This window comes from Bifidobacterium sp. WK041_4_12, assembly GCF_041080795.1.
Classification (GTDB): Bacteria; Actinomycetota; Actinomycetes; order Actinomycetales; family Bifidobacteriaceae; genus Bombiscardovia; species Bombiscardovia aquikefiricola.
On sequence record NZ_CP129674.1, the window covers coordinates 740,417 to 759,800 of the forward strand.

Sequence of the window (19,384 nt, forward strand, 5' to 3'; positions counted from 1 at the left end):
CACCATTCTTGCGACCCCGGCCGGACTTGAACCGGTGACCTCCGCCGTGACAGGGCGGCGCTCTAACCAGCTGAGCTACGGGGCCATGACTACAAAAAGCAGCCAAGTGGATATCTTACAAGAAACCCGGCGAGATGACAAACCGTGGCGAGTTTTCTGCTGTGTGGCGTGTCGCAAGGCATGAGGAAATCGATTGCTGGTGGTGTATCCGCCGAACAGTAAATGCAATGAGGAGAACGCCTTCAAGGGTTCTTCGGGCTACTCTGCGGCAGCTCAAGAGCTTGATGATTCCTCGAATTGCGCATGGGTTCTGACAGCATCGATTGAACGCTGGATCATTGCTTCCCGTGTTCCCTGGACTGAAACTTCGATGCCCGGTTCATCCGGTTGCAGAGGCTCCAGGTCTGCGAATTGACTGGGGAGCAGCGTGGCAGGCATGAAATGTCCCTTCCGGGCGTTAACACGCTGCTGAATTAGCTTCTGCGATCCGACAAGGTGGATGAAGAACACAGGCACACCCTTGCGCAGTATGTTTCGATACGAGCGTTTCAGCGCGGAACACGATACCACGGTGGACTCGCCCAGGGCATCGCGATGAAGCATCCATCGATTGATCAGTTCAAGCCAAGGGAGCCGGTCGGCATCGGTGAGGGGAATGCCTCGAGACATTGTGTCGATGCTGGCCTGTGAATGAAAGTCGTCACCCTCGGCCATCGTCAGCCCAAGCCGGTCGCGCAGTGCTTTGGAAACCGCAGATTTTCCGCAACCGGATACACCCATGACAACAATGTGGATGGGTCTACTGGGGGCATCTTGTTTTTCGCTCATTTGCATGCTCTCGCTTTTCTCCGCGCTTTCCTCCTTGCTAACGTCACGGGCATACGGAAGTCAGCGCCATGGCGTTGCTGCAGATGCCGCAGTAGGAATTTCCACGGTATTGAAAGCCTGGTCGAGATAACTGCTGTCAATCGAGTCGTCGCCGGAATCGTTGCTTGAGCAGGAATAGCCGGAACAGCTCGGGCTCTCGTAGGAAAATTCTCCTGTCCCAACCATTGAGATACCCCAGAGCATGAGACCTATCAATATCACCGTGAACAGGGAAAAAATTGCTCCGAGAACCACTCCGCCAACCGCAAGGCCCTGACCGCGTTCGCGGGAGCGATGAAGCTGAACCAGTGCGACGATCGAAAGAATCAAGCCCACCGGAGGCATGAGGAACGACACGACAAAACCGACGATAGACATGATATTCCAAGGCTGACCGGGATTGTGCGGTGGATATCCGTATGATCCAGCATATGGAGGGAAGTTTTGGTACGGCTGCTGAGGCTGCTGAGGAGGATACTGCGGACCGTTCTGGTATTGACCGCCTTGATACTGGTTACCCTGATACTCACCGTCCTGGTATTGACCGTTCTGATACTGACCACCTTGCGGAGCGCCTGGACCCGGCTGGTATCCATAGTCCATCGAGTCCTGGGGATTGTGCTGATTCCATTGCTGGCCGTATTCATTCTGCGGCGGCATGCCGGCATTCTGGCCGTCGTTGGAAGTTGGCTGGCCATATTGTTCCTGGGAAGGTTGCTGTCCATTCGCTTCGTTGTTGTTCCATTGATTGTGTGCATCGCTCATACGGTCAGTCTAGTGGAGCATCTGGTCTTGCATGAAGGGATTTGCTTGAAAACAGAAATTCGTCAGGCGCAGAGAGTCTGACCTGCCGACGGTAGGGGTGTTTGCCTTCCAGATATGCGAAATGGGTCTCACCTAGGGAAGAGGCAATCCCCCTAGGTGAGACCCATTGATGAGTTGAGCGGGTGCTCAGGCGTTCTGCTTCCAGTTTTCGACATCGATGTGATGTTCTGGATTGGCCTGCCATGCGTCCCATGCGGACTTGACGATATCTTCGACACCGTACTGTGCGTGCCATCCCATTTCTTCATTGATGCGCTTTGGCGAGCCGATGAGGTGCGGCGGATCGCCCGCGCGACGAGCCATGACTGCCTCGGTGAAGGGGAGTCCGGTGACTTTCTTGACTTCGTCAACAATCTGGCGTACCGAAGTGCCTTCGCCTGTACCAACGTTGAAGGCATCGTACTTGCGCTCGTCGCGGTCGAGATAGCTCAGGGCTGCAATGTGAGCGTCGGCGAGGTCGGCAACATGAATGTAGTCACGAACGCATGTGCCATCCGGCGTTGGATAGTCATCACCGAATATTGCAGGTGCTTTGCCCTTCTTGAGACGGTCGAAGAGCATGGGGATCAGATTCAGGATTGCTGGATCCTCGAGCTCAACTGGTCCGCAGCCGGCGACGTTGAAGTAGCGAAGAGCGCAGAAGCGAATGCCGAAAGGCTCTTCGCATGCTCGTGCCATCCACTCTCCGAAGAGCTTGGTCTGACCGTAAGGGTTGATGGGGACCATCGGAACGACATCCTCAGGAACGACGTCCACAGGGGGCACGCCATAGGTTGCAGCAGAGCTGGAGAACACGAGCTTCTTTGCTCCGGCCGTTGCCATGCCTTGCAGCACATTGAGCATGCCGTTAACGTTCTGTTGGTAATACCACAGCGGTTTTGCGACCGATTCACCGACCTGCTTGCGGGCTGCGAAGTGAATGACCGAATCGACATCGTTGTCTTTGATGATTTCCGCGATGCGCTCATCTGAGCCTGGGGCGGAAACGTCTGCTCCGTACAGGCGTGCGCCTTCGATTCGAGTCGGTTTTCCATAGCTCAAATCGTCTACGACGACGACCTTCTGACCTGCCTGATGAAGGGCATGAACAACATGGGCGCCAATATATCCGCATCCACCAGTGACGAGAACTGTCATAAGTTGCCTTTCTAGGAAGTGATGAACGAGTGCGCAGCAGTGCAGATTGCATGCAACAAGCCTGCGAACTTTGTTCACATTTGCTTCATTATGTTCGATTTCTTTCGGTTTTAGTATATCACATGAACATCAATGAACAACAATCCTTGATGTTTCTCCGGTCTCTTATGAGTCAACCGTGTTGATGATATCGTTTACTGTCGGTTGTACAGACATATGGTTGTACGGACAAACGGTTGTACATATATACAGATATATAAGGAGTGCTGCATGAGTGCAGAAGTGCCGATGGATTCCCACAATGCTTCAGCCGAATACGCGGGACGCCGTTCCATAGTGTCGTATGTGCGCCGCTCCGGTCACATTGATCCACGGCTGCTACGCGCGTGGGACACTTATCACGACCAATACCTTATTGATCTGACTCTCGGCGCTCAAGGAAGCTCGCTTGAATCGGCAGAACAAGCAGAGCATGCAAGTCTTGAAGTTCCTCAAGACTTCACACTGAATCAAGCATTCGTGCGTGAGACCTGGGGCACCACACATCCCCTGATTGTTGAAGTCGGAAGCGGACAAGGTGAAAACATAGTCGCTGCAGCAGCCAGTCATCCAGACAAGAATTTTCTGGCCTTGGAAGTGTACACCGCAGGTTTGGCCCACACCATGCTCATGGCCGGAAAGCAGGGATTGACCAACCTGCGAGTCGCTCAGGTCAATGCTCCTGAACTGCTGGCATCGTGCGAGCGGGGGAGCGTTGCGGAAGTGTGGACCTTCTTTCCCGACCCGTGGCCGAAAATGAAACATCATAAGCGGCGAATCATTCAGCTTGACTTCGCGCAAAGCATTGCGTGCGCACTTGAGCCATATGGTGCATGGCGCATAGCTACCGATATCGATGACTATGCACTCCATATTCATGAGGTTTTGGATTCCTGTGGCTTTCTGCGCAATGATGGCAATCTCGCGGTCCAGCTTCCGCTCGAACACGTTGGCAAGGGAACTGCGATGGATGCAGACAAGCTTCCCCATGGAGAATTCAGCGAGTCGTCTCGATTTGAAGGTCGCGTCCTGACCAATTTCGAGCAGAAAGGTCTTAAAGCCGGTCGGATCATTCATGATTTTACCTATCGTGCCGAAATATCCAGTGAGTCATGCATGAGGTCGTAAGCCTTCTGACGTGGTTCTTTGGGCATATCCGTGGTTTGTTAAGCGCATTCTTGAACTGGCACATATGCTGTGTTGCTTGCGCGAAACTGCAGAAATTCTGAAACCAGAACACCTTGGACGCTCGGGTCGCGGGGTGCCTTCTTCGTGGCGAACACGGCAAAAAATCGTTCAGTGCGACACGAAGGCACGCCAGTTTGCCCTATTGGAGAGTTTTGCATAGAATGTTTTTGTTTGCCCCCGTCGTCTAACGGTTAGGACACCAGACTTTCAATCTGACAACGAGAGTTCGACTCTCTCCGGGGGTACTTCTACTGCCGCAAGGGTTTGCGGCACCTACCTCAAGACCTTAAAATTTGGGTCATGGGTTTACTGTGGGTTTACAAGTACCAAGTTTGTGAGCTTTCAGGAGCGTTGCGAGGTTCAGAAAACGAAACTCTCGAAGCAATTTTGACCCCTCACCGATATCTTTACTTAACCATCACGGTGATGGTCGGTCTCGATCTTGAGCATTTCTGCGCGCATGAATCAGGCAATGTGATTTCTCTTGATGTGGTGTGTGGATTTTGAGTGGTGAAATTGGGGTTGATGGCTTCATTTTTCGCCACGTTTCGAGTTTTGTTGCCTTTTTTGAGTATTCCTTGAATTTGGTTGTGTTGCCGCGTTGTTATGAAGCTCTTTTTCGGCGGGTTTGATGGCTTGCTGGCCGAAATTTTCTGAAGCTACTTGAAAAAGGCAACAAAACTCGCATCCCGCAGTGAATATGTGCAATGAGCATGGCCGTTCACCCATCGGATTGTCATAGTAGCTGAGTGGATGACCTCACATGCTGGGATTGCAGTGGAATGAGTGGTTGATCGCGCGTGATGCTTCCAGACCAACATCCCTGCAGTTGAGGTGCCAGTGCAGTTCCATAGCGGCTGCGTTCATTCCATTCGAATGTCAATCTCTTAACAATCGTTGTATACAAATCAAAGCAGTATTAACGATGGTGTGCAGGTGACTTTCGAATATGAGGCAGGCGAAGCCTTCCCTATAGACTGAAGGCCGTTGAGCTCAGCCATAGCGCGGTTATTGCCGCTATGATGCACAGAGATGTGGAAACCAATCCGATCCAGGTAAATTGGAGCAGTTCGACTTTTTTCCCGGTTCTTATCAGAATGCGTCTCCATAGTATGTTCGCCAATGAGCCGATGTATGTCAGATTGGGCCCAATGTTGACTCCGATCAATACGGCCATCGCCATGACAGGGCTGTGACTTGCTGCGAGGGGAATCAACAGCATTGCAGCAGGCAGATTGTTCAACACGTTGCAAGCAAGCACGGATACCGCGGCGACGAGTAGTAGTGTCAGCAAAGTGACCGGCCGGTGAAATATGGGAAGCAGCAGAGTATTCACTCCATTGTTGGATAACGCTGCAACCACGACGCTCAGCGATAGAACGAAAATCAGGAATGAGAGATTGAACGACTTCCAAGACGTTCGCAGCTCTTCGGAAAGTGTCGATTTCTTCGAGAGGGATCGTTTCAAAACCAGCGCTATGCATCCAGACAAGGCCACCCAATAGGGAGGAATGTCAAGCATTCCGGTGATGACGAATCCTATCAGCGTCAATACAACTGCAACCATGGCGAATACAGGGGGATGGGTGAAGGTTTGATCAGGAGATTGACCATTGACTGGCTGGGTCTGAGATGGACGGCTCTTATGCAGCGATGCGTGGAACATCACAAACAATGAAAGGAATTCGACGAGAAGAGCGATAAGCCACGGCAGCCATGACAGGCGGATGAACGTCATGAAACCCATGTTTCCGTAGGCTATGAGCAGCAAGTTGGTCAGGTTGGACACAGGAAGAAGCATGGATGCCGTGTTTGCAAGATGCACCGTGACATACGAAAATGGACGGTGGTCGAGTCGCAGGCGACTTGCTGCTTGGAGCACGATGGGTGTAAGCAGCAGAATCGTGGCGTCGAGGCTCAGAACAGTGGTGACTATCGCGCAGAGTGCAAATACAAAAAGAAACAGAAGTCTCGGTTTTTCGCGGCATAGCTTGCCGACTGCGTATCCTAGATATTCGAAGAGCCGCTCCTTCTCGCACAATCGGGCAAAAGTCAGGCAGCATCCAAGGAAGAGAACGGTCGGCAGTATTTGTGTGATATTCGACACGGCAACTGAATAGCTGGTTGCATGAATCGCGAGCAGCAGCCCTGAACCGACGATGCCGACGACACCTTCCACCCAACCGTTCTTGGCAGTAACGGTGATGTAAAGCATTACCCCGAGCAACAGTGCCGTTATTGCAAGGTATTCCAGATGAATCACGTTGCGTCCCCAGTTCGTTATCCTTCGAGACGAGTATACCCAGCCCAGATGCCGAGTGACTCGTGGATTGAGTCATGGCATGAAATAATTCTTACATATATTAGAGATGTTGGTATTCTAATTTCACATTGACTTCATGCAAGGATCCTACATGCAGAAATTTGAGAGGACTGGAACAATATTTACTATCACATCGTCACCTGAATCCGTGTTGTGGGGAGTGTTGCCCAGTCAACGTGATGAGCCCCTGTGCACGGTGGATTCGGGATCCATTGTCACCATCGATACGCTCAGCCATGAAGGTGTGCTTGAGGATCAGGGAAGCGATCCCATTGCATTCTTCGGCGCGCAAGGCATTGATGCGGATCAGGTTCTTCCTGATGCGGTGAACCTTGTCAACAATGTTCCGCATATCAAAGGTGCAGGTCCGCACATAGTCAATCGAAGGATAGACATTGCCAATGCGCATGCTGGCGATTATCTGAAGGTAGAAGTCCTTCAACTCACGCCGCGGGTTCCGTATGGCATTATCTCAAACCGACATGGGAAGGGAGTGCTCACTCGCCGTTTTCCCCAAGGGAAACCAACGGTAAGCGTTTTTGCCCAACAGATCACCCGTAATGGAGCGATGTGGGGTGTGATTGACAAGACCGGTCCGGATGCGCTTGCACGTTATGAAAACCGGCTGAAGCAGTCGGACCCGCTTGATGATGCCATTGTGCAAGCAGATAGCATCGGTGAAGGTGGAGCAAACGCGACTTTGCCCCTTGCAAACACGTCTCTGTCCTTTGCGGGCGGGCAGCGGGATTCGAGTGATGGTCAGGCTGAGAGAATCGCCTTCCCTTTGGCTCCGTTCTTGGGAATCATGGGAGTCACCCCAGCGACCGACGAACATTTGAGCACAGTTCCTCCGGGGGATTTTGGAGGCAATCTCGACATTAACCTGCTGGTATCCGGCTCGACGCTGTATCTCCCCATTCAAGTTGAGGGAGCAGGCTTCTATGTTGGCGATCCGCATTTCGTGCAGGGCAACGGCGAGGTCTCGCTGACAGCGCTTGAGGCCTCGTTGCATGCACAATTGAAACTGACCGTGATACCTCGCGTAACGTTCAAAGCCCATGTTGGCGCGCTAGAGGGACCTATGATCGAAACGCCTGATTACTGGGTCACCACAGGAAGAGCGCTTACCCTCGATGAAGCACTCGAGCATTGCGTTACGGAAACTATCACGGCCCTCAACCATCTGTATGCCATGGATGATGCCCATGCATATGCCCTGGCAAGTGCATGCATAGATTTCAATATCTCCGAAGCTGTGGATATCGTCAAGGGAGTTCATGCATGCATTCCCAAAAGCCTATGCCCTATGCAATGACCTTAATGCCGATGTAGGCTTGGCGCCTTTGCCTTCATGCAGTGAGAATCAGCTGGCTCCCAGAGCGATTCCGATTGCGAGCACTATCAGGCCGCCGAGCGTGACCACGAGGAGCGAATTCTTCATCGGGACATGCAGGAAGCGGTAGCGCACCCATGCAATGACAACGAGTTCAATGGCTACCACGATGAATGCAACTATCAACGATAGGTGCAGGTCGGGTATCAGGAAGGGGAGTGTGTGGAAGGTGCCACCGATGGTGGTCGCAGCGCCGGTGATCGCTCCTCGAACTATGGCTGAACCGCGACCTGTCGTCTTTCCATTGTCAGACAGTGCTTCTGACCAGCCCATGCTTACTCCAGCACCGAGTGCGGTTGCCATGCCGACGATGAACGCGGCATGAGAGCCGGAAAAGATAGCGGATGCGAATACGGGTGCGAGCGTACTCACCGTTCCATCAATCAGACCGACGAGACCCGGCTGAATGTAACGCAGCACAAATGAACTGTCGTTGTGATCGTACGATAATAGTTTTTTGGCAAATGCGGCAGGTGATGAACCCGCTGGCGATTGTTTGGCTGTCGTATTCGAAGTTGCTGAGTCCGAATAAGCCATCTCAGAATCAATGTTCTCTGAATGAGTCATATCAAAACCTCCATTTCTTATTTTAATTGATTTCTAATAAAATGCAAATTAAGAGAACAAATTCATTGAGATAACGGTCAAAGTTGTCTAGAATGGGTCATATGCAAGCAGCACAAGACGAACGTACAGTTCAGACGAATCTCGACAAGGTTCTTCATGACAAAGGTTTACGAACCACCCCACAACGCAAGTTGATCTATCGCATCATCACTGCAACGGCGCAGCATGTCAGTGCTCAACAGATTCAGCAGGAACTTGAGGAAGTTTTTCCCGGCATCTCACTGCCTACGGTCTATTCCACTCTTGAGCTGTTCACCCAGCTCGGTGTCATCCACAAAATGGCAATCAACAATGGCGAGATGCTCTATGACACGGGATGGAGTCATCCACATGCCCATATGAGGTGCAAAAAGTGTGGAAGAATCATCGATTTGGACATCCCGCCCGTCACGCAGCAAGATATACGGTCTGCGGCTGAGGCAGGATTCAGCGTCGATTCGGGTGATTTGCTGCTGTATGGATTGTGCAAGGAATGTGCTGCACAAGAGTCGAAGAGCGCGACTGTCTGAATTGTTCCGGGCTGTTATCCCATCGTAGAGCCGTGGGCAAGTATGGCGCCGTGGGGTGTAAGACGGTCGAACGGCAGTCAGATTGAAGCGGTGAATGCAGTGAAATCATTCGCTGCACCTGATGTCAAGTTAACAACAATGCCGACCACGATAATCACTGACAGCAGGCTTGCCAATCCGACGAGAATTGAAGAAATAAGACGCATCAGACTACCGGAGCCTCTTGCAAAAATCCGAAATACGATGGCGACTATCCAAGAAACGGCCAAAAGGCCAAGTAGGGAAGTGACGGATAGAGAGACCAGGTTGGCGTAGACCGCGCTTATCGCCGTCCAACACCATTGGCCTATGTCCACCAATACGGTATCCATGTCGCTGTTATCCTCCCAAGTTAGCTATCGCTTCATTCCATTACACCAATTGTGATCAATTGTGCACCTCAATCATGATCATTCACTGACGACGATGTGCACACCATGTAAGAGGAATTGTCACAAGACGCTGTTATGCATCGCGCGGAATGGATGCGACAGGGTTTTTAATGATGGCGCTGTTCAATGGCGGGTGCACTGTAACTGTTTGATAGGGTATTGATAGAGATGAAACGGAGCGAGGAGACCATATTGGTTTGCGACAAGTGCGGATTCAGGAACGAAGAGGGTGCAAAAGTGTGCGCCTCTTGCGGCTCGCAGTTATCGGATAAGCCTTCAGATCCGCGAGATGCCAAGCCAACCAGCGAATCTGACGTTGAACATGGACACGATGATACGATGTCGAAGGATAATGGCGGCACCAATTTCGCGGCCTCAGGCATCCTTGGCTTAAACGAGTTCGAACAGACGCAGTATCAGCCCACCTTCACGTTTGACATTCCCATAACGCCAAAGGGACGTAGCTTGTCCGATGGCAGCGGGTCGGAGGGGCATAGGCAACCCGATGCGCAATCGCTGATGGACAATGGTTCAGGTCGTGAGACAAGATCCGCTTCTGCAACGTCACACTTGGCTCGTGTGAACAGTCAACCTACGCCAGACGCCCTCTATGGCCAGGGTCAGTCAGGCTATGCAGCGCAGATGAATTCAGCAAATCTAGCCAATGCAGCATTCGGGGTCAATTCCGGCAATCTTGCCGACTTGGTAAACGCATCTGAAGACAGAGTTTCGAGTGATCCCTCAGACGGCGTGAGCGCGGCGAATGGATCGAATGGATCGATTGGAACAATTGGAACAATTGGAGCGACTGGAACGACTGGATCAGGCAATAGTGACAATCCTCAAGATCCTCATGGCGCAGGCCAGACGCCATACAGCTCACCTGATAACGCTCGGCAGCCGCTAGCGTCGGCGCAACAGCAGCCACAAGCTACCCCACAACAACAGCCGCAGCAGTCTCCAACTCAGCAACCGAATCCACAGAATCAGCCCCAGACTCCGGCCCACAAGCAGCGACAGCCCTCTCGCAGGAAACGGCTGCTCATAGGCATCGGCATAGCCATCGCAGCAATACTTGCCATATGTCTTATCGTTGTAGAGATACTCGGCAGCGGCATATTGGGCACTTACTCGCCCAATTCCACAAGCCCCGCAAGCTCCGCTACGAGTCCAACGAAGGTTAAACCATCCACGAGTGCGCCACAACAGACCACCACATCCGAGCAGCCGTCGAAAACGGTCTTTGACAAGAAGCAACTCGACACCCTGATATCGCAATTCTCGGCATCCGATGCTGCTATCGCTGGCATAGACATCAACGGTAAGGACACGTATTCATCACAGCTGGCAACAACGAAGTTCGTTGCAGCCGGATTGTATCTGCCCATATACCTGGACGCTCACTCAGGCAAGAACCCCAATTCGATCACGGCATCCGACGTCATGATGAACACCATGAGCAATAACGATGCCAACACGGCAATGACGGATCTAGGGGGATTCAGCGCGGTGACCGACTGGCTGCATACGAACGGATATGCTTCTACCGAAATAGGCCGAAACTTTGGAGATGTTGCAGCTTCTAACGGAGGCCTCGAAAACTATTCCACGGCAGCCGATTCGGTTGCCATGTTGAAAGCAACCGAAGCAGCTGGTGGCGCAAATCTGATGACCTATAACATCGCAGCAGATGGTATCGCCATTCCCGCAGGCATGCAGATTTCCGCGCATCGTGGGCAAGGCATCAAGAACGCCTACAACTATTTCCTCATTATCAAGGTAAAGGATTATGCGATTGCGCTCGCAGTCCTCACCAAGAACCACAGTGGACAAGAGGTAACGGACCTAACGTCAAAGGTTCTGCAATCCATCGATTCCATGATTGCTCAATAGCATGGATTCGGCCATGAGCCATTCATGAGCCATTCATGAGTCATTGTTAGATAGACTTGGCCTGACTCATATGGAAAGGTTCTTCATGCTTTCACTGCTCATCGGACTCGTCGTCGGCTTCGGTCTGCCCGTTCAAACTGCCATCAACTCACGGCTTCGTCAAGTGGTGGGCTCGCCGCTGCGGTCCTCGATGATCTCATTTACCGTAGGCACGGCTTTCCTCATTGCAGTGCTGCTGGCAACCTTGCAGGGATTGCTGATTCCGGTTGCAACGTTTTCACAGCAGCCGTGGTGGATTTGGCTTGGTGGCATTCTCGGAGTGGTATATCTGACGGGGAACATCATTCTCTTTCCTCGTCTGGGTGCGGCTCAGACAGTAATTATGCCGGTTGTTGGGCAGTTGATCATGAGTATGCTGATCGATAATTTCGGCTGGTTCGGTTCACCTCAGCATGCGCTCACCTGGATTCGCGTTGCCGGTGGCATCGTTGTGCTAGTCGGTGTCTTTCTTGTCGTATTCACGACATCGGCAAGAAATGGGTTGCAGAAGACACGGTCTTCGTTCCTTCTACCGTGGCAACTTGCAGGTATTGCTACAGGCATGATGAGCGCCGCGCAAGCTGCGATCAACGGGCATCTCGGAGTTGTGTTGCACTCTGCTGTGAAAGCTGCGTTCGTGTCGTTTTTCGTTGGCACGGTCGCATTGATTCTGATCGTTGCCATCGCTGAACGCGGTATCCATATTCGCTCGGCATTTTCTAAGAACAATCCCTGGTGGATTTGGCTTGGGGGAGTCATCGGTTCGCTTTTCGTTCTTGGAAATGCCTACCTTGTCCCTGAAATTGGCACGGGACTGACCGTGGTCATCCTGCTTTTTGGCATGATCTCCGGAGGATTGCTTATCGATAGCCGAGGCTGGTTGGGTGCACAACGTGTCTCGGTCACGCCGATGCAACTGATCGGTGTGCTTGCACTTATCTGCGGGGTTGTGCTTATCAAGCTGTTTTAAGGGTCTTCTGCTCTGTCTTCACGCTGGGCAGGAACAATGCGATGATGGCTGAGACGATAGTGAAACCTTCGATAACCCAGAATGCCTGATCGAAGCCTCGCACTGGCATGACCGCGTTGACGTGCAAGGTCAGAACCACGGCAACCAGTGCCGTTGCAAACGCTCCACCCAATTGTTGAACGATGCGAGTGATGGCCGAGGCATGAGGCATGAGTGCGATTGGCACATCGTTATAGGCCACACTCATCATCGGTATCAGCATGAACCCTTGTCCAAGTCCGCGTAGGAACAGCATGGTGCCAAGGAACCACAGATTGGTATGGGCGTCGGAATACGCGAATGGAAGTGTGGCCACGAACATCAGAACCATCGAAAGGAAACAGCTTAATCGAGCTCCAAGTCTTTCCACGACAGGGCTGATGAAGAATCGAGCGAGCAATGCTCCGAGTCCTTGGGGTATGAGGAAGAAGGCTGCGTTGAGCACCGAATCGCCACGAAGCAGTTGGAAGTACAAGGGCAGCGCAAAGTTTCCTGCAAAGCTGATTGCTCCGGCAAACAGCATGCCGAACGAAGCTACACTGACTGAGTGCAAGCGAAGCAGCCTGACGTTGATCAGTGCACGATCGCCTGTATGCATTGCCCATAGTATGAACGCGCAGAAGAACACGGCGCCACCGATGGTGCTGACCAAGACGTCACTCCGCCCGAATCCGCCCACATCATAGCTTTTTGACAGTCCATACATCAATCCTGCCAATCCGGGGCAAAGCAGCACAGCTCCGCGCACGTCCAGCGATGCACCGCTGTTGTATGTGTGGCTAGTCGGAGCGTCACTCTTCAAATAGAGCGCAGCTAGAACAAGCCCGACAATACCGATGGGCACATTGATGAGGAAGAGCCAGTGCCAGGTGAGCCAATTGAGCACGATGCCACCCAGCACCGGTCCGAGAATCGGGCCTAATGCAATCGGAAGGCTGATGTTTGCAATGGTTTTGGTGCGTTGCTGGGCTGGAACGTTCTGCATCGCCAGTGTCTGCATCAACGGTAGAAGAATCCCGCCTCCAATTCCCTGAAGGACGCGAAATGCGATGAGGGCCCCCACATTCCAAGCACATGCGCATAGCACGGAACCAAGAACAAAGAGGCTAAGTGCAAAAATCCAGGTTCTTTTGCCCCCGAAGCGGTTCTGTGCCCAGCTTACGAATGGCACTGCAAGGGCAAGTGCGAGGAGGTATCCGGTTGTCACCCACTGCATCGTTGCAATTGGGGCGTGGAATGCAGCAACAAGGGTGTTCATGCCGACTGCAACTATGGTTGAATCCAGAATCGGCGTTATGGCCCCCGCCATCAGCGCCGCCACCAGACGTCCGATGGATGGGGATTGCTGAGGCTCTTCAACATGCTCGGAGATCGGTGAAGAATGAGGTAAAGAGTGATGTGAAGAGTGAGCTGAAGACGGGGTGAAAGAAGTGTCGGGACGTGATGTCATTACAACTCCTATAGTGAACGGTGTCGTATGCTATTATTGCAGTCAGAACTATATCGCGATAATATAAGAAACGCAAACGTTACTTATTGGAGATTTTTATGGTGCAGACACGGCGCAGGGGAGCAGAGCTGGAAGAAGCCATTCTCCTGGCATGCTGGAATCAATTGCTGAAAAACGGTTATCAGGATCTGACCGTTGAGGCGGTGGCAGAAGAGGCTCAAACCGGTAAGGCCGCAATCTATCGGCGTTGGAAGACCAAGGAAGGGCTCGTGCTGGCGACTCTTCGCTGTCGAAGTGAGCGGGTGCGCATGACCATCCCCGAAACGGGATCGCTTCGGGGGGACGTTCTCGAGATGCTGCGCAACATGAACCACCGATATGCGAAGCTCTTGCCAGCGTTGTTCAGCGTTCTGCTTGCTTCATATTTCGACCCTTCGAGGCTCACCCCGTCTCAGGTTCATGCTTACATTCTGGGCAATAGGCCCATGATCATGCGTGCCATTATCACGCATGCAATGGAGCGTGGTGAGATTCATGCCATGCCACCACAAAGGATTATTGAACTTCCCTACACCCTGATTCGGCACGAATTTCTGATGAATCTTTCCCAGATCGACGATGATGTCATTGTTGATCTGATCGATACAGTCTTCATGCCGTTGATCAGGAACTATTGAGCAGGGTGGCCTGGGCTGCTGCTGCGACTCGATAGTCGCAGCATGGTTTATTGTTTTGCAGGAATCGGCGCTGATTTGTCTGAACAATCTCTCCATGAGGTAGTTTCTCCTGCAAGAGCCAAATAATGTCCCTTGCCAACGGACTGGATCGTACTGTCTGTAGGCGTCTCCGTCACGAATGCCATTCATATACTGGAAATGTGTAAGGAGGCACATCGTGACATTCGAAGTTGAAAAACCGTTAATCAATCGTTTAACGCATCGACATGGATTTGTTTCCGGGTTGGAACTGTCCAAAATGCTTTGTGTCTCAACAAAAACAATTTCACGAACTGTGAAAGAAATCAATAACCATGCGCAAGGTGGCACAGTCATTGAATCACGTAGAGGCAAAGGCTACAGGCTGATTGCCCAAAATGTGTATCCTGTCGACGAGCTTTTCAATGAAACGCTCACGCCAACACACCTGACATCAGTCGAAAGAAGGAACTGGGCTCTCAGAAAGCTGCTCCTTTTTGCGCCGCAACTCTGCGAAATCAGCCAGATTTGGTCTCAATTTTATGTCAGTAATTCAACGATATCGATGGATATTAAAATACTTCGTTCAATGCTGAAAGGCTTTGGCTTGGGGCTGACAAGAAAATTTGACTATCTCCAGGTCATCGGATCAGAGTCGAATATTCGTAAGGCAATTAATAGCCTGCTTATCCCGAATAATGATGTAATAGAAACTCATGCTTTGGAAACGGATAAATACAAGCAGTCACGGGATCGAGCTTTTGTTTCCAGACAATTGCAATTGATAGAGAACCTGCTGCATACAGAAATATCATATCCGTACAGTGTTAACATTTTTTCTCATTTGTACATTCTCATCGTGAGATTCCGTTCTGCGGGCAGCTTGCAAAAGAGCGGAACAGAGAATTATTCGAAGCTGATGAGCCGATATCCCGAAATCGTGAGAGTGTCCAGTCAGATAATCGACAATTTCAACGCATATCTAGACACGACGCTGGACGAATCCGAAGTATATAACCTGTACCAATATCTCATTTCTTCGAGATTCAATACGGATCCGTCTGATGACGACTGCTTTTCAGAGCAGGTCACCGAGGTTACTGACTTTTTGATTGAACGCGTGAGTGAGAACTCGGAATATCTCAATGTGCAGAGTGGAGATTTGTTCAATAATCTTGCGAAGCACATTCGGCCTCTGTTGAATAGGCTCAGCAACAATATTTCCGTCTCCAACAATCTTCTTGAGCAGATCAGATTCGAGTATCCCCATCTTTTTGAAGTCGTGAAGAACGCATGCGCTCTGCTTTCCTCACAGTTCAGCCTGAATGCCATCAATGACGAAGAAGTTGGATTCATCACTGTGTATTTCGCCCAGTCGTTGGAAAGCAACTATCAGATTGACATTCTTTTGGTGTGCACTACGGGATTGGGAACGTCTCAACTGCTCAGATCCAAGATTCAACGCCGTTTCTCGGGTTTGCATGTCGTCGAGACTGTTGCTTTGAGAGATTTGCAGTCCGTGTTGAAACGGCACGAGGAAATTGAATTGGTGGTCTCCACCATTGAGCTTCCTTCTTCAATCAGGATTCCGAGTTTGGTGGTGAGTGCCATGCTCACGATCTCAGATCAGGAGCGTCTTGAATCACTTGTCGAAAGCATTCGCAGTGGGGACGGTGCGAGATGAACATACGCATGTATTGGGATATCGAACTTCCCTCATATCGACGAGACACATTCCTGAACGAATCGATCAGCTTGCTTGCAAAGATTGGTGACATAACGAATCAAACCCAGATCGTGCAAGCGCTGAACGCACGTGAACGGCAAGGGAATACGCTTCTGTCGCAGACATTGGCTTTGCCGCATGCACAGAGCGGAGGCATTCTCACAACCGTTATTGCCTACGTCAAGACAAAGAAACCAATCTCCGACTGGCAAGCGGGCTGTACAGTTGACCGTTTCATATTCATCCTACTTCCGGAGCATTTGAGTAACCACGAGTCCCGGGAATTGAAGGCGTTCTTTCGGCTGTTGGCAGACGACAGGGTTATGGAGCTTCTTTCAACTGGTTCTGAACTGGCAGTGAAAACAATGATAGACAATCAACAATTTACATCTCATGAAGGAGCAGTCAATGGGGGAAATATCAATCCGGGAAGTATTGGATCGCAACATCATACTTACAAATCTGGAGGCAGAGAGTAAGCGTGACGTAATCGATTCTCTGACAGAAAGTCTGCTGAAATGCAAGTATATACAGTCCAAGGACGACTTCATACGGTCAGTGAATGAGCGCGAAGCGCAAGGTGCTACTGGAATAGGAAACAGCATTGCAATTCCTCATGGAAGAAGTGCCACGGTACAGAGGAATGGGGTAGCCATCGCAATTCTTCGCCACGAAATCAGTTGGGAATCTCTTGATTCAACAGGGGCGAAAGTTGTCGTGCTGTTTGCGGTAGGTGCGAGTGGTGAAAATTCCCAAGAACATCTCAAGCTTCTTTCGCTCTTTGCGAGGCAGCTCGCGAAAGAGAGTGTGACTGACAGGCTGCTCAAGGCAACCGACGTGGATCAAGTGATCGACGCCTTTTTGAATGAATAACCGAATTACGACAAGGAAATCATCATGAAAATTGCAGCAGTGAGTGCATGCACCATAGGTATCGCACACACCTATCTCGCCCAACAGAAGTTGGAAGATGCAGCCAAGGCAACCGGCGACTCGATCAAGGTCGAAACTCAAGGAACCATTGGCATTGAAAATGTGCTGAGTGAGAAGGACATCGAAGAAGCAAGCATCATACTTCTTGCGGTGGATATCAAGATAGCCAACGAATCTCGTTTTGCGGGGAAGAAGGTAGTCAAAGTATCCACTGATACGGCAATCAAATCCCCGCGTAAATTGTTAGCCAAACTGCACGAAATCGCTAACGAGTAACGCAGAATCAATATCACAACAGACAAAGGTGTCATCATGAAAACATTCTGGAAACAGGCTAATTTTAAAGGTCATCTTCTGACCGCAATCTCGTATCTCATTCCTATCGTATGTGGAGCAGGATTCCTCATTGCCATTGGCATGGCATTTGGAGGTAAGAGTCAAGATGCTCTGATAATAGGAAAGTTCGATTTCTTCCAAGCCCTGGCGACTCTGGGTGGCAAGGCTCTTGGCCTACTCCCTGTCATCATTGCGACGGGCATTGCTTTCTCGATTGCAGGGAAGCCAGGAATTGCGCCAGGTTTCGTGACTGGCCTTGCAGCAGTATCCATCAGTGCCGGATTCATTGGCGGGCTCGTTGGCGGATATGTCGCAGGCTGGCTTGCGGTCGGCGTTTTAAGATATTTCAAGGTGCCTCAATGGGCGAAAGGTTTGATGCCAACGCTTATCGTCCCATTCCTTGCCTCATTCCTCAGTGGTCTCATTATGGTATATGTCATAGGAACGCCTATTTCCTGGTTTACAGGCTGGCTGACGGCTCTGCTGACAAGCATGAATGGTGCATCGAATCTTGTGTTCGGCGGTCTTCTCGGCGCATTGAGCATCGTTGATTTTGGTGGGCCCATTAACAAAACCGCCTTCGCTTTCGCCCTGACATTGCAGGCGCAAGGCATCAACGGTCCTGTAACGGCGCTGCAGCTCACGAACACAGCCACGCCAATTGGCTTTGGCCTCGCATTCTTCGTTGCAAAGCTGCTTCGCAAGAACATTTACACTCATGAAGAAATCGAAACACTTAAGTCAGCGGTGCCGATGGGTGTCGTCAACATCGTCGAAGGCATCATTCCCATCGTGTTGAACGATCTGGTTCGTGGAGTCATCGCGGCAGGATGCGGTGGCATGGTCGAAGGTGCGGTCTTGATGACCATGACACAAGGAGAAGGTGCCACAGTACCGTTTGGTGGTTTCCTCATGTTGCCCACGATGGGATCAAATTGGACTGCAGGACTTCTGGCGATCGGCGCGAACATTCTTGTGACTGGATGTGTCTATGCAGTCATCAAAAGGGATGTAGGGCAGGGCTCAGGTCTTAAGGGTGACATTGCAACTGAAGAAAAAGATGTCGCTCTTGACGACATCCAAATAATGTGAGTTTCGAAACTAGGTAAGAGGAAAAAGTATGACTAATGTCAAAGAACGCAGAATCCAACTGTCGCCTTCATTGATGACGATGGATTTGGACCAATTCAAAGAAGAGATCACCTTCCTGGACGGCAAAGTCAATTCGTATCATGTCGATATCATGGATGGCCATTTCGTTCCTAATATCACGCTATCGCCATGGTTTATCGAACAGGTGAGGAAAGTGTCGTCGCTGCCGCTGTCGGCGCATATGATGGTAACCGACGCTCCTGTATGGGTGAAGAAATTGATTGATGTGAAATGTGATTACATCTGCTTTCCATCGGAGGTTGCCAATGGCGTCGCATTCAGCATGATTGATGATATTCATGCAGCAGGTCTGAAGGCAGGCGTGGTGCTGAATCCTGAAACGCAGATTGACATCATCAAACCGTATATCGATGTGATTGACAAGATAACCGTGATGACCATCGATCCTGGATTCGCTGGACAGAAGTTCCTCGCAGGCACGCTGTCAAAGATAGTCGAACTCCGTCGAATTCGCGAAGAAAGCGATTTGTCCTACGAGATAGAAATGGACGGTTCCACCAATCTCAAGCATTGGAAGATGATCTCTGACGCGAACCCCGATGTATATGTCATAGGTCGAAGTGGTCTATTTGGTTTGACCGACAACATCGAAGATTCCTGGTCTCAGATGGTCGAAGAATACGAACAGACTACCGGGTATCGGTTTGACAATGGAAAGTACCAGTCTCGACGTTAATCGGTTGAAGCGTGCACCATGTGATATGCGTGTGCGTCAAAAGTCGAATTGTGCCTAGAAGTGAAGACTAAATGCGCAAACAAATCCGATGCTCGGCCCCTGCACACAACGTGGT

The 19,384-nt window shown here is 50.9% G+C and carries 19 protein-coding genes and 2 tRNA genes; 13 read left to right on the forward strand and 8 right to left on the reverse strand.

Annotated elements, in window-relative coordinates:
* Nucleotides 1-11: 11 nt before the first annotated feature.
* From QN215_RS03265 to galE, 4 genes are all read right to left on the reverse strand, one after another.
* A tRNA-Asp gene (locus tag QN215_RS03265) sits at nt 12-85 on the reverse strand.
* A gap of 188 nt (nt 86-273) precedes the next feature.
* Nucleotides 274-828 (reverse strand): gluconokinase, encoded by a 555-nt coding sequence (locus QN215_RS03270; protein ID WP_369344686.1) that lies wholly within the window; start codon nt 826-828, stop codon nt 274-276.
* Between the two features lie 60 nt (nt 829-888).
* Nucleotides 889-1,632, reverse strand: a complete 744-nt coding sequence (locus tag QN215_RS03275; protein WP_369344687.1) for a DUF4190 domain-containing protein — start codon at nt 1,630-1,632, stop codon at nt 889-891.
* 186 nt (nt 1,633-1,818) lie between these two features.
* On the reverse strand, nt 1,819-2,829 hold the full coding sequence (gene galE, locus QN215_RS03280) for a UDP-glucose 4-epimerase GalE (RefSeq protein ID WP_369344688.1): 1,011 nt from the start codon (nt 2,827-2,829) through the stop codon (nt 1,819-1,821).
* Between the two features lie 288 nt (nt 2,830-3,117).
* On the opposite strand from galE, the gene QN215_RS03285 reads away from it, so the two are divergent.
* Nucleotides 3,118-3,996, forward strand: a complete 879-nt coding sequence (locus QN215_RS03285) for a tRNA (guanosine(46)-N(7))-methyltransferase TrmB (RefSeq protein WP_369345044.1) — start codon at nt 3,118-3,120, stop codon at nt 3,994-3,996.
* 233 nt (nt 3,997-4,229) lie between these two features.
* Nucleotides 4,230-4,301 (forward strand) — tRNA-Glu (locus QN215_RS03290).
* Nucleotides 4,302-5,026: 725 nt separating this feature from the next.
* On the opposite strand, the gene QN215_RS03295 is transcribed toward QN215_RS03290, so the two are convergent.
* The gene (locus QN215_RS03295) at nt 5,027-6,319 is read right to left on the reverse strand and encodes an SLC13 family permease (protein ID WP_369344689.1); all 1,293 of its coding nucleotides are present in this window, start codon (nt 6,317-6,319) and stop codon (nt 5,027-5,029) included.
* A 151-nt stretch (nt 6,320-6,470) separates the two neighbouring features.
* On the opposite strand from QN215_RS03295, the gene QN215_RS03300 reads away from it, so the two are divergent.
* Nucleotides 6,471-7,694: an acetamidase/formamidase family protein gene (locus tag QN215_RS03300; RefSeq protein ID WP_369344690.1), complete on the forward strand. Its 1,224-nt coding sequence runs from the start codon at nt 6,471-6,473 to the stop codon at nt 7,692-7,694.
* 48 nt (nt 7,695-7,742) lie between these two features.
* Here the strand turns inward: QN215_RS03300 and QN215_RS03305 are convergent, their stop codons facing one another.
* Nucleotides 7,743-8,339 carry a hypothetical protein gene (locus tag QN215_RS03305; protein WP_369344691.1) on the reverse strand — a complete coding sequence of 199 codons (597 nt, stop codon included), beginning with the start codon at nt 8,337-8,339 and terminating at the stop codon, nt 7,743-7,745.
* Nucleotides 8,340-8,440: 101 nt separating this feature from the next.
* Here QN215_RS03305 and QN215_RS03310 point away from each other — a divergent pair, with 101 nt between their 5' ends.
* Nucleotides 8,441-8,908 carry a Fur family transcriptional regulator gene (locus QN215_RS03310; RefSeq protein ID WP_369344692.1) on the forward strand — a complete coding sequence of 156 codons (468 nt, stop codon included), beginning with the start codon at nt 8,441-8,443 and terminating at the stop codon, nt 8,906-8,908.
* A gap of 77 nt (nt 8,909-8,985) precedes the next feature.
* Here QN215_RS03310 and QN215_RS03315 read toward each other — a convergent pair whose 3' ends face one another.
* Nucleotides 8,986-9,279 carry a hypothetical protein gene (locus tag QN215_RS03315; protein WP_369344693.1) on the reverse strand — a complete coding sequence of 98 codons (294 nt, stop codon included), beginning with the start codon at nt 9,277-9,279 and terminating at the stop codon, nt 8,986-8,988.
* A 252-nt stretch (nt 9,280-9,531) separates the two neighbouring features.
* On the opposite strand from QN215_RS03315, the gene QN215_RS03320 reads away from it, so the two are divergent.
* Nucleotides 9,532-11,232, forward strand: coding sequence for a serine hydrolase (locus QN215_RS03320; RefSeq protein ID WP_369344694.1), 1,701 nt, complete (start codon nt 9,532-9,534; stop codon nt 11,230-11,232).
* A gap of 43 nt (nt 11,233-11,275) precedes the next feature.
* The gene (locus tag QN215_RS03325) at nt 11,276-12,241 is read left to right on the forward strand and encodes a DMT family transporter (protein ID WP_369344695.1); all 966 of its coding nucleotides are present in this window, start codon (nt 11,276-11,278) and stop codon (nt 12,239-12,241) included.
* Here the strand turns inward: QN215_RS03325 and QN215_RS03330 are convergent.
* On the reverse strand, nt 12,228-13,730 hold the full coding sequence (locus QN215_RS03330) for an MDR family MFS transporter (protein WP_369344696.1): 1,503 nt from the start codon (nt 13,728-13,730) through the stop codon (nt 12,228-12,230). The two genes, QN215_RS03325 and QN215_RS03330, sit on opposite strands and share 14 nt — an antisense overlap.
* 98 nt (nt 13,731-13,828) lie before the next feature.
* Here QN215_RS03330 and QN215_RS03335 point away from each other — a divergent pair, with 98 nt between their 5' ends.
* The 7 genes from QN215_RS03335 to alsE all read left to right on the forward strand — a co-directional run bounded on the left by QN215_RS03335 (nt 13,829) and on the right by alsE (nt 19,269).
* On the forward strand, nt 13,829-14,407 hold the full coding sequence (locus QN215_RS03335) for a TetR/AcrR family transcriptional regulator (protein WP_369344697.1): 579 nt from the start codon (nt 13,829-13,831) through the stop codon (nt 14,405-14,407).
* A gap of 178 nt (nt 14,408-14,585) precedes the next feature.
* Nucleotides 14,586-16,109, forward strand: a complete 1,524-nt coding sequence (locus QN215_RS03340) for a transcription antiterminator (protein WP_369344699.1) — start codon at nt 14,586-14,588, stop codon at nt 16,107-16,109.
* Complete coding sequence (locus QN215_RS03345) at nt 16,106-16,630, forward strand: PTS sugar transporter subunit IIA (RefSeq protein ID WP_369344700.1); 525 nt, start codon at nt 16,106-16,108, stop codon at nt 16,628-16,630. The genes QN215_RS03340 and QN215_RS03345 overlap by 4 nt, the downstream gene beginning before the upstream one ends.
* Nucleotides 16,560-17,024, forward strand: coding sequence for a PTS sugar transporter subunit IIA (locus QN215_RS03350; protein WP_369344701.1), 465 nt, complete (start codon nt 16,560-16,562; stop codon nt 17,022-17,024). The genes QN215_RS03345 and QN215_RS03350 overlap by 71 nt, the downstream gene beginning before the upstream one ends.
* 24 nt (nt 17,025-17,048) lie before the next feature.
* Nucleotides 17,049-17,360 carry a PTS fructose transporter subunit IIB gene (locus tag QN215_RS03355; RefSeq protein WP_369344702.1) on the forward strand — a complete coding sequence of 104 codons (312 nt, stop codon included), beginning with the start codon at nt 17,049-17,051 and terminating at the stop codon, nt 17,358-17,360.
* Nucleotides 17,361-17,396: 36 nt separating this feature from the next.
* On the forward strand, nt 17,397-18,512 hold the full coding sequence (locus QN215_RS03360; RefSeq protein WP_369344703.1) for a PTS fructose transporter subunit IIC: 1,116 nt from the start codon (nt 17,397-17,399) through the stop codon (nt 18,510-18,512).
* Nucleotides 18,513-18,540: 28 nt separating this feature from the next.
* A complete protein-coding gene (gene alsE, locus QN215_RS03365; RefSeq protein WP_369344704.1) occupies nt 18,541-19,269 on the forward strand; it encodes a D-allulose 6-phosphate 3-epimerase in 729 nt (242 codons plus the stop codon).
* Nucleotides 19,270-19,384: the final 115 nt, after the last annotated feature.